The organism is Undibacterium sp. Di27W, assembly GCF_049340345.1.
Lineage (GTDB): Bacteria > Pseudomonadota > Gammaproteobacteria > Burkholderiales > Burkholderiaceae_D > Undibacterium.
Map to the genome: position 1 here is coordinate 1 of NZ_JBMPOS010000198.1, position 255 is coordinate 255.

General features: G+C 57.6%; 1 protein-coding gene. It reads left to right on the forward strand.

Annotation, left to right across the window (positions count from 1 at the left end):
• Positions 1-255 (forward strand): hypothetical protein (locus ACO0LF_RS31875; RefSeq protein WP_423021482.1); only part of this gene is annotated, 255 nt, incomplete at both ends.

Sequence of the window (255 nt, forward strand, 5' to 3'; positions counted from 1 at the left end):
GCCAAAAAACAGCCGAGATCCACTTCACCAACGTCAGCTACCCCGTAGCCGGGCTCGGCACGACTGGACTCCTGAGTCTGGGCCAACTGCAAAGCTGGAGCACCTCCCAGATCCAAAGCAATACCACTCGCAGCGACTACAGCTACAACACCCGTGGCCAGCTCAGCACCAGTACCACCTATGCCAAAGTCAATAGCGACGGCACAGGCGTGGCTGATGGTAGCCACAGTATCACCCGCTACACCTACGATGTTG